A 9,962-nucleotide genomic window follows, 5' to 3' on the forward strand; every position below is an offset into this window, starting at 1 on the left:
AATCTTGATATATTTACAATTTTATAATCTTTGCTATCCTATTACTCTAAATTAACTTATACTTAATGATGAGCATAAAAGGTATTTTTACTAAAGTTATTATTGTTCTGCTTGCTTGTGTTTTGATTTTCATGGGAATAGGAGATATTATTTCAGGTAATGATAAAGAAAAAGTTGTTGCTAAAGTTGGAAGAGAAGTTATATCGCTCAATGAATACAAATCTTTTTATCAAGATAGGGTTGATTATATAAGAAAAATTGTTGATAGTGAGATGAGTAAAGAACAAATTTCAAGTCTAAAATATGAATTGCTTGATTCTCTTATAGAACAAAAATTATTAATAAACCTAGTAAATGAATTGAACTTGGATATAGGGGAAGAAGCAGTTAAAAAATATACAAGAAACATTTCATATTTTCAGAACGATAAAGGTGAATTTGATAAAGATAAGTTTTTTAAATCTTTAAAAAGCCTAGGCCTTAAGGAAGAAGATTATGTTCTCAAGCTAAAGAAAACACTACCGATTTTGATGTTAATGACTTCTCTCTTCAAGGAAAATTATCCCATTACCCTTAGTCAAAAGGTTGATAAGGACATATACAAATATCGTCACCAAACTAGAACTGTAGATGTTTTGACTACCTCACAAGATAGAATAACAAATATTCCAATTCCTGATGATCAAGTCTTATCTGATTTTTATGAAAAAAATAAGTCTAATTTTTACTATCCAGAATACCGAAGTGCAAAATACTTAAATGTAAATTTAGAAGATTTTACAAATCAAGCTGAAGTTTCAGATGAAGAAATTTCTGCGATAATAGAAAAGCAAGAGCTTAAAGATCAAAGAGATATATTAAATGTAGTGTTTGTAAACAAGGAAAAGGCAGAGAAAGCAATCCTAGCTTTAAAAAAAGGAGAATTAACTTTTGAGCAGGTAGTGCATAGCACTGGCAAAACACTTGCAGATATTAAATCAGATAATATTACTAAGAATGCGCTACCAGAAGCTATGAGAGAGCAAGTCTTTTCTTTAAAAGAGGGTGAAATAAGTGAAGTTTTAACAAGCAGTTTCGGTTGGCATATAATAAAATTAGAAAGAATGCATCAAGTCAACGATGAGGACCTCCTTAATTTACAGAAAGATATTAGAGCATTTTTAAAAGCTCAAAAAACATATAATATATTTAATGAATTCATACAGAGAACAAATCATGCAATACATAGCGGTTCAAGTATGGAAGAAATTGCAGCTTTGCATAATTTAGAAATTAAAATAGTAGGACCTGTAGATCAGAACAAAAAAGATAAAGATGGAAAAGAACAAAATTTTTCTGAAAGTCTTATCTCTTTAATTTTTTCAAAAAACAAAAGTCAGAAAGGATATTTTACTGATGTTGATGGATCTGCTTTCAGTGTTGAAGTTACTGATATAATTTTTGCTAAGCAAAAAACTTTTGAAGAAAGTAAACCTGAAGTTTTAGAAATGTGGAATAAGGATTGTATAGAGAAAGAGATGTTTAAAGTAGCAAGTAAAATTTTACATGAATTGAACTCTGGAATTGATATTGAAAAAATTCAAGATATTAAGCTGCTTGATCAAGTTATAATGCATCGTGATAAAACAAAAAATAAATATCCTGATTCTTTCACGGAAGCAGTATTTAATTTAAAAGAAGTAAATTCTATCACTAATCCTGTAAAGCATGATAATACTTTCATTATCGGTATATTAAAAAATATAACAGAGCCAAGTGGTATTATAGATCCATATGAAAATGGAAAGCAAGTTATGCATTCTTTACAAGAAGAATTGATGATGCATTTAAAGTTAAAATATAAAATAGAAGTTAATCATTCTCTGATTGAGAATTTACATTAGTTTTATAAGAATCTTGACTTAATATGTATTTGCGAACATTAATATAATAAGTCTGTGTCTGTAGCTCAGTGGATAGAGCAGCAGCCTTCTAAGCTGTAGGTCGTGGGTTCAAATCCCTCCAGACACGCCATTTTATTGGATTATATATGTTGCTTTGTAATATTAAAATAATATTATCACTAGAATCTTTCTAGGGCCTCTGGATAAAATTTAGAAGTGAGAAGGCACGTAAAAGAAAGTATCAAAAAAGGAAAGAGAGGTAGTTAACTTTTAGTGTCCAAATTTGGGAAACCCATTGCTTTAAAGCGAAGATGCATATAGCGACGTTATATATATACTCTAAATCGATACGAAAGTACTATTGGGTATGGATTCCAAAATACCGTAGTTTTACTTGGCCATGTTGCTGTCAGGACTAGAGAATTGCTAAGCTATGGAAAATGAGATATCTCTGGTAAATGTTGCAGTTGATCATGTTCATTTCATACAGGCCACAGAGGAGTAGTCAGCAAAGCTTTTAAAAGGCTCGTTTACTCATGCAAGATTTTTGTGCAAACAATTTTGGGGAAGACATCTATAGGCAGAGGGTATTTAGCTCTGACAGATTAGGCAATACAAGAATATATCAGGAAGTTGAGCTACTTCATCAAATTGATTAAAATTCAACCCTTCACCTTATAAGTTATGGTTGTTGAATATAGAAGACGTACAGAAGTTCTTCCTAGGAATATACTTAAACTTTAAGTCTCAGTATATTGTAGACATGATTTTCTAATTTCGAAAGAGATTGCATACTTATGATATAAATCAATGTCTGAGTTATTTTTATAAAAAAATATATTATAATACTTAGGTTTTGGCATTGTGCTAATGAATAAGATTTTAAAAAGGATCAAGATTCTAATTTATTGTTTATATCAGGCATTAATAGATACAGCATGTGATGGTGGAATAGAACATGCAGGCTATTTATCGTTTTTGATCTTGTTATCTTTATTTCCTTTTTTAATTGTATTGATGGCTTTAGCATCAGCATTGGCTAATTTATTGGATCAATATAATATAGGCTGGTTGTTTATAACCGATAATATACCTCATGAAATTTTAGCATCATTAATGCCAAGAATTAATGAAATAATATCTGGTCCACCGCAACAGCTTTTAACTTTAGCAATTGTTAGTTCAATATGGACTGCTTCCTCTGCAATGGAAGGCATTCGAACAATTTTAAATAAAGCTTATAGAGTACATAGTGCACCACATTATCTCTTAAGAAGAGTGCTGAGTATATTACAGTTTTTAGGTATAACGTTTATAGTAACGCTTACTATAATATGTGCTACACTACTACCAATGTTAATTGATCTTTCATATTATAAATTAATGTATTCTAAATATATTTTTCTTGAATTTATACTTTTTATAATAGTTTCATGGTTGTATTTTACGTTACCTAATATAAAGCATAGTATAATAAATGTTTTTCCTGGTAGTTTTTTTGTTATTATAAACTGGACAATTTTAGCAAAAGTTTTTAAAAAATATATACAACACTTTAACCAAGTAAATGTTATATATGGCAGTCTTGGTGGGATAGTGATATCATTATTATTTTTTTATATAATCAGTTTAATTTTCATATGTGGAGCAAATTTCAATTTTCGTTACGAGCATAGCAAAACATTAAAACCTTAAGTGTTATATGAGGTATAGTTTATGAGTTGCAATTTTAAAGATAAAGTAGCATTAATTACTGGTGCTTCTAGTAAATTTGGTTCAACCATAGCAAAGAAGCTTGCACATGAAGGTGCACACGTAATTTTAATATCTAGACACATTGATAATCTTAAACAAATAGATAATGACATTAAAGAGTCTCAAGGTTCAGCAACATTAGTGCAACTCGATCTGTTAGACTTTAATGCTATAAAGGAATGTTCTACTTTGATAAATTCAAAATTCGGAGTATTAGACATATTAATTGCAGGAGCTGAAATTATAGGTGATTCACAACCACTATATGAATATAGCCTAGAAACTTGGAATAAAATTATAGATACAAACTTTAGTTCTAGTTGGTACTTAATAAAAAATTTTAATTTCTTATTAAAATACTCTAAAGCAGGTAGGGTAATATTTTTGATATCTGAAGTTATTGAATCTATTGTATCATGTCCATACTGGGGAGCATATGCTGCAAGTAAAACTGCGTTGGAAGCAATAGTAAAAATATATTCTACTGAAACAAAACATACAGGTATATGCATTAACATGGTATATCCTGGATCTATAAATAGTGTGATAAAAAAGAAAACGCTTACTGATAGTGATGCCACTGAATCAATTATATCAGATAAGTTGAGAGATAGATTTTTATATTTAATTTCTGAGGAATGTAAATATTCGGGAAAAACTTACCAATTAGATTTACCTATTGACTAATATGTATATGCAAGTAATACTAATTTAGTGGTAAGTAGTTTATATTAGTAAGTAAGCAGTTTTATAAAAGGTAAGTTTATGACTACAGATAAGGAACAACAAAACTTTATGGATCAATATATGGCTTCATGTCAAGAACAGATAAAAAAATTAGCTGAGGATCCTGGATTATTACAGAAAACATTAGAGCCTTTCATGAAAATGTCAGAGCGTCTGATGGAAGAAGGTGGACTTTTAAATAACAGTGTTTCAGGTGGAAATATAAGTAATGCAAAAGTGCCATTAATAGATGAAAAGTTATTACTAAAACTTGATAGATTAAGTAGGAAATTGAGGGTAATGACTAAAGAATTTATTATCAATAATCCTAATACTAATGGGTTTACAGAGTTTGATGGTGTAACTAAAAAATTAAGGTCTGTTATAAGAAAAATGCATGAACAAGTTGATAGTGAAAAATAAAATTTATGCGTATGGTAGGGGGGTGCGGTTTGTTTGTCTTTTTTTAATTCAGATTCTAACAATAAAGAAGGGTTTTATATTATATTAAGTAGTCAATAAATTCCTAAAAGATCTATACTATGCAATTCTTCTGGCTTATTTATAATTCTTGACTCAGGAAGCTGGTTTTTAAACCACGTGTATTGTCTCTTGGCGTAGTGTCTAGTGTTTATTTGTGCAATGTTTATAGCTTCTTCAAGTGATATTTTATTTTCCAGATGTTGTATGATTTCTGGTATGCCATGTGCTTTCATAGCAGGTAGATTTTGATCCAAGTTCATGTTATGCAAATTTCTTATTTCGTTGATTGCCCCCTCTTCAATCATTTTTATAAAACGTGAATTTATCTTTTGATATACATGTGCTCGTTCAGGTAGTATAGCATAGATCTCAAAGTTACTCATGTCAGATCTTGTGGTTTCTTGCCAGAAATAGATCGATTTTCCTGTTTCGATGATAACTTCAAGAGCTCTTGAAAGACGATGAGAATCATTTGCAGTAATTTTACTACAAATCCTATGATCTTTACTTAAAACTAATTTATAAAATTCTTTTTTACTTAAATTTCTACTTAATTCTTGCACATTTCTTCTTACTTCCTTGCTTACTTGTGGTATTGAAGACAAACCTCTAACTAAACTAGTAATATATAATCCACTTCCTCCAGTGATAATTGGTAACTGTAAATTTTTCCATGTACTTTGAATGTGTTTTTCTACATCTTGTAGCCACAATCCAACAGAATAAGATTCTCTTACTGAAATATATCCATATAGCCTATAAGGTACTTCTTGCTTTAGTGGTTGTGCAGTAATTATAGGAATTTCCTTATATATCTGTTTTGAATCACAGTTAATAATAACACTATTATACTTTTTTGCCAGATAAGTACATAATTCCGACTTTCCCGAAGCTGTAATACCGATAATAATTATAATTTTCTTTTGTATTTTGTTCATATTATAAGTATACTATAATATATTTTATGCGCAATGTTTGGAGAGTATATGTCAGATGATAATAATTCTTTTATTAAGCGTTTTATAAAAGACAGAAGCGGTGGTAGTGCTTCTGGTAACTTTGTTAAGCGCTTAAGAAGCAATAATTCTGATAAAGAAAATAATAGTGGTGGTGGTTTTAGTAGTAAATATGCAACCAAAAACAGAGCTTCTGATACAGATAATGTTTTTGCTAATTCACTTAAAAGAGTTAGTAGAATTGAAAATAAAAGGAGCCATGCAGAAACAGCAAAAAGAAGGCCAGATTGTGTATTTTTAGTTAGAGGTAAAGATAGGGGGAAGTCAGCATGGCATTACGTGTTAGTTGATAAAGATAAAAAAGAGTTATTTCTTGCACACAGCCGGAGAGGGTCTTTAGATGTTGCAGATTATGGGAAGGTTATGTATTCAGGGTGGGGTGAAGATCCACCACAAGAAATAGTTGACAAAGTCAATGAAGAATTTAGTACTTAGATCTATTTTATTATAGGAAAGTTTCTATAGTATTATTTCAAATAAGTACAAAAAACGTAGTATAAAGCTCCTTGGTTGTTTTATATTATTTATAATAATAAGATAAAAATAAGAACAAATTTCAAAGGAGATGAGTACAACAAAGAAAAAATACTAAAATCAAAGTTAGGATTGCTAGAACTTGCAAAGCAATTATGAATTGTATCACAAGCGTGTAAGATGTTCAAGGGATATTTTTATCGTTTCAAAGAACTGTATGAAACAGGAGGATAAGGAGCTTTACATGAAATAAGCAAGCCATTATATGCAAATAGAGGACATAGCAGTAATAGAATTTCAGAATATGGAGAAGAAGGAGCAGCAAACGAAGAGGGGCATTCTAATCTCTGCAAGTGGAATAAGATCAGTGAAACGACCTTGAGAATTTCAAAAAAGGTTAAAGGAATGAGAAGTAGCCCAAGTTATTTTAACAGAAGGGCAGGTAATAGGTCTAGAAAAGGTTAAGGAAGAAGCACATGGAGAAATTGAAACAGAGAATCTTGGAAAGCCAAGACAGTTATTATAAAGGTATTGACACCAGCAAAACCTTTGTTGATACCTAGTTGCTTTTGATAACGGAAAGAACTGCTATCACAGCCGCAGATCTTCTTAGGGGTCATACCATTTTTCGATGAACAGAAAGTATCATTGCTACGCATTTTGTGGTATTGTGGCAGACCTAAAAATCACGCTTACCAGTTGGATAGAAAATATCGATCATTCTCGAACTAAAGCTCGATCTCCATAGACTATGTGAAAGGTTCCATAGAACTGAACTGATGAATGCTACAATGTTATCTTTAGAAAGAAAATCTATACCTTTTTGGCAGAACTTCAGCTAGATATTGGGTGCATTCTTACATAGACCGCATTCAGGTAAATATTGCTATGGTCATCACCTCCTTTTTTGATAGATTGCTTATCAGAAAAATATTGATAGCATTAAAAATAATGCTGATTTTGGTTTTGACTTTCTCAATTCTTCTGTGAGTTAATTCAGGTATGTCAGATCAAGTCTAAACTATTGCATTTTTGTAATACTTGATATTGTTTCTTGCCACTGCTTATGATACATAATTTACTGCAATATATTAATACAAAATCAACCAATAAGTAACCTTGGGTAAAATGCTAATAATACTTATTAAGTACTTTCTTTAGCTGAATTAAGCTAGATATCTGTACCATCCAGAGAGAATTTTCTGTACATACTCAAAATCTTCATTATTTCTTCCTTCACACCTTGCAGTAATGCAATTCTGTGTATTTGATGCCCTAAGTAACCACCATCCCTTTCCATTTTCCAACGTAACTTTTACTCCATCAATATCTGAATACTGTATATTCTTCTGTTTAAGAGCTTTTTTAACAGATTCAATTGCTTCAAATTTTTTGTCATCTTCAACTATAATCTTTATTTCATTAGTAATGTGTAACTCAGGCAAATTATTAATAACTTCAGATAAAATTTGATTGTTTTTAAGCAAAATATTTATAATTTTAATTGCAGCATATAGACCATCGTCAAACCCTAATTCTGAAAAAAAGAAGTGTCCACTGAGTTCACCAGCAAACTTTGCATCTTCTTCCATCATTTTTTTCTTTATTAATGAGTGACCAGTAGCACAAATTAATGCTTTTCCTTCTAACCTATTAACTAGATTATGGACTTCCATACTCATTTTAACATTTGCTATGATCTTACTTCCAGGATATTTTTCTAATATATCTTGTACAAAGATCATAAATAAATAATCATTTAAAACTACATTACCAGAACTGTCAATAAGGCATACTCTATCTCCATCGCCGTCTAGCGCGATACCAATATCACAGTTATTAATTTTTACTATATCAATTAGTTGGCATAGATTTTTTTTCTCTGTAGGATCAGGGTCATGTATTGGAAAAGCACCATCTATGACATTATTGATAACTATATGTTCATGACTTGGCAAAACTTGTTCAATATATCTCATTATGCCACTTATAGGACCATTACTGCAATCCCAGGCAATCTTTAATTTTTTAGAGCTAGGGCGCACTAAACTCTTAAGCATATTAATATATCTATTGTATATGTTAACATTTAATAATGATCCAATATATTCGTGATTTCTTATATCAGCGCTCAAAATTTCTTTTATCTCCTGATCTAAAAATACTTTATTGTTACTAAAAAATTTAAATCCATTATATTGTGGTGGATTATGAGAAGCAGTTACCATAATACCAGCAGTTGCTCGTGTAATTTTAGTAGCAAAGTAAAGCATTGGGGAAGAACATAATCCAACACATATTACGTTAACACCAGAAGCACGTAATCCTTCAATTAGTTTTTTTTCTATGCTAGGTGAATGCACCCTGCTATCATATCCAACACAAACAGACTTATTGCTGCCCAAAAATTGAGCAAATTTTCTTCCTATTTCATAACCATCTTGAATCTTAAGATTTTTTCCTACTATTCCTCTGATATCATATTTCCTTATAATAGTATTATCCATACCTTTTAGCATGCAATTTTTGAAAAAATTATATGGTTATGCAACTGTTCCACCTACAGTAATAGAATCTATTTTAAGTGTTGGTTGTCCCACTCCAACAGGTACATCTTGTCCATTTTTAGAACACATTCCAATGCCAGGATCCGGTCTTAAGTCGTTACCAACCATAGAGACCTTTTTCAACACTGTTGGACCATCACCAATTAGTGTTGCTCCTTTAACAGGCTGAGTAATCTTTCCATTCTCTATTAAGTAAGCTTCAGATGAAGAAAAAACAAATTTTCCAGATGTTATATCAACTTGTCCACCACTAAAATTTACTGCATATATACCTCTTTTAACACTAGATATTATTTCTTCTTGTTCATATTTCCCTGCCAGCATATATGTATTTGTCATACGAGGCATAGAAACCTCTTTATAACTCTCTCTTCTACCATTACCTGTAGGATTGACATTCATAAGCTTAGCATTCATTTGATCTTGCATATAGCTTTTTAAAATTCCATTTTCTATTAAAATGTTATATTTAGATGGCACGCCTTCATCATCTATGTTAATAGATCCACGTAGATTAGGTAAAGTACCATCATCAACTACTGTTATATCCTTAGCAGCCACTTGCTCACCTATCAAATTTGAAAATGCAGAAACCCCCTTACGATTAAAATCACCTTCGAGTCCATGCCCTATAGCTTCATGTAGTAATACCCCAGGCCACCCTGAACCTAGAACGACTGTCATTTCTCCAGCTGGAACTTGAACTGCCTCCAGGTTGATTAGTGCTTGAGCTAATGCCTGATCTGCAATTTTTTTCCATTTAGCTTCAGAAATAAAGTTACTATAGGAATTTCTTCCACCATGCCCTGCGTGACCTTTTTCAGTACGACCATTCTTTTCTAAAATAACTAATACGTTAAAACGCACTAAAGGCCTAATGTCACTGAATTTTTGATTATCTTTTTTTATTATGTGTACAACTTGATATTCTCCACTCAAGGTAACTTTTACTTGTTTGACATAAGAGTTTTTAGACCTTATATACTCATTAACTTTATTCAGTAACTCAATTTTTGCATTTAGCCCCATCTCTTTGATAGGATTTACTTCTGGGTATA

8 protein-coding genes, 1 tRNA gene and 1 pseudogene are annotated in these 9,962 nt (G+C 30.9%); 7 read left to right on the plus strand and 3 right to left on the minus strand.

Annotated elements, in window-relative coordinates:
* The first annotated feature begins 65 nt into the window (after positions 1-65).
* The 5 genes from V6U76_RS03005 (at position 66) to V6U76_RS03025 (ending at position 4,787) form a co-directional block, all read left to right on the plus strand.
* Entirely contained in the window at positions 66-1,883 is a 1,818-nt protein-coding gene (locus tag V6U76_RS03005; protein ID WP_333023542.1) for a peptidylprolyl isomerase, read from the plus strand.
* Positions 1,884-1,937: 54 nt separating this feature from the next.
* Positions 1,938-2,013, plus strand: a tRNA-Arg gene (locus V6U76_RS03010).
* A gap of 740 nt (positions 2,014-2,753) precedes the next feature.
* The gene (locus V6U76_RS03015) at positions 2,754-3,578 is read left to right on the plus strand and encodes a YihY/virulence factor BrkB family protein (RefSeq protein ID WP_333023543.1); all 825 of its coding nucleotides are present in this window, start codon (positions 2,754-2,756) and stop codon (positions 3,576-3,578) included.
* 21 nt (positions 3,579-3,599) lie between these two features.
* Positions 3,600-4,325 carry an SDR family oxidoreductase gene (locus tag V6U76_RS03020; protein ID WP_333023544.1) on the plus strand — a complete coding sequence of 242 codons (726 nt, stop codon included), beginning with the start codon at positions 3,600-3,602 and terminating at the stop codon, positions 4,323-4,325.
* A gap of 78 nt (positions 4,326-4,403) precedes the next feature.
* Positions 4,404-4,787 (plus strand): hypothetical protein, encoded by a 384-nt coding sequence (locus V6U76_RS03025; protein WP_333023545.1) that lies wholly within the window; start codon positions 4,404-4,406, stop codon positions 4,785-4,787.
* A 92-nt stretch (positions 4,788-4,879) separates the two neighbouring features.
* Here the strand turns inward: V6U76_RS03025 and miaA are convergent, their stop codons facing one another.
* A complete protein-coding gene (miaA, locus tag V6U76_RS03030; RefSeq protein ID WP_333023549.1) occupies positions 4,880-5,776 on the minus strand; it encodes a tRNA (adenosine(37)-N6)-dimethylallyltransferase MiaA in 897 nt (298 codons plus the stop codon).
* 57 nt (positions 5,777-5,833) lie between these two features.
* Between miaA and V6U76_RS03035 the strand changes: the two genes are divergently transcribed.
* Positions 5,834-6,298, plus strand: a complete 465-nt coding sequence (locus V6U76_RS03035) for a hypothetical protein (RefSeq protein WP_333023546.1) — start codon at positions 5,834-5,836, stop codon at positions 6,296-6,298.
* A gap of 108 nt (positions 6,299-6,406) precedes the next feature.
* Positions 6,407-7,332 (plus strand): annotated as a pseudogene (locus V6U76_RS03040) (transposase family protein).
* 171 nt (positions 7,333-7,503) lie between these two features.
* Here V6U76_RS03040 and V6U76_RS03045 read toward each other — a convergent pair.
* Complete coding sequence (locus V6U76_RS03045; protein ID WP_333023547.1) at positions 7,504-8,844, minus strand: phosphomannomutase/phosphoglucomutase; 1,341 nt, start codon at positions 8,842-8,844, stop codon at positions 7,504-7,506.
* 36 nt (positions 8,845-8,880) lie between these two features.
* The coding region (tldD, locus tag V6U76_RS03050; protein WP_333023548.1) for a metalloprotease TldD at positions 8,881-9,962 on the minus strand (1,082 nt) is incomplete at its 5' end.

Origin of the sequence: Wolbachia endosymbiont of Pentidionis agamae (assembly GCF_036711655.1) — a bacterium.
Taxonomy (GTDB): Bacteria; Pseudomonadota; Alphaproteobacteria; order Rickettsiales; family Anaplasmataceae; genus JAZHPY01.

Coding starts and splice junctions, on each gene's coding strand:
- V6U76_RS03005 (WP_333023542.1), top strand. CDS start 66: ATGATGAGCATAAAAGGTATTTTTACTAAAGTTATTATTGTTCTGCTT.
- V6U76_RS03015 (WP_333023543.1), top strand. CDS start 2,754: ATGAATAAGATTTTAAAAAGGATCAAGATTCTAATTTATTGTTTATAT.
- V6U76_RS03020 (WP_333023544.1), top strand. CDS start 3,600: ATGAGTTGCAATTTTAAAGATAAAGTAGCATTAATTACTGGTGCTTCT.
- V6U76_RS03025 (WP_333023545.1), top strand. CDS start 4,404: ATGACTACAGATAAGGAACAACAAAACTTTATGGATCAATATATGGCT.
- V6U76_RS03035 (WP_333023546.1), top strand. CDS start 5,834: ATGTCAGATGATAATAATTCTTTTATTAAGCGTTTTATAAAAGACAGA.
- V6U76_RS03045 (WP_333023547.1), bottom strand. CDS start 8,844: ATGGATAATACTATTATAAGGAAATATGATATCAGAGGAATAGTAGGA.